Genomic DNA, 560 nt, shown 5'->3' on the forward strand with positions numbered 1-560 from the left:
CTCCAGAATGAAAGGGATGTAATAAATTTGAATTATTCGTTCTTACGCTGAACATAATAGAATTTTATGTCCGTCGGTGACTTTCAAAATTAGTCAGAAAATTTTAGTCATAAGTCATTTCAATTAGCGATGGCGACTTGCTCATCACCGGAACGGACCTTACTTGGCGTAGTGCCAAAGCGACGTCGATAACTTTGAGTAAAGTAAGATTGGCTGGAAAATCCCGCTTCCATTGCCACGTCGACAATGCTCATTTTGCTCGTCAGCAAAAGCTTGTGTGCGTGCAATAAGCGACGCTCACTGATCCAAGCTCTTGGAGAGATGCCATAGTGCTCATTAAAAAGCTCTTTAAAGGTTGTGAGACTGGCACCAAATTCTTGAGCATAATCCGTCAGCTTCCACTCTTTCAAATAGTGCTGCTCCATAAAGCGGCGTAAGCGGTCTGAGGTTCGGTTAGTTTGCTGCGATAGCAAGGCATAGAGGACTTCGCCCCCTTGACTGTGCAGCAATAGAATCAGCATTTCTTCGTACTTCAAACGCATGATGGCGTCTGGGTACGA

At 44.3% G+C, this 560-nt stretch carries 1 pseudogene; it reads right to left on the bottom strand.

Going from position 1 to position 560, the window contains the following annotated elements:
* Positions 1–119: 119 nt before the first annotated feature.
* Positions 120–560, bottom strand: a pseudogene (gene exsA / locus R8N49_RS29420) (type III secretion system transcriptional regulator ExsA); the annotation flags it as partial.

The sequence above is a fragment of the Vibrio sp. 1978 genome, from assembly GCF_033344345.1.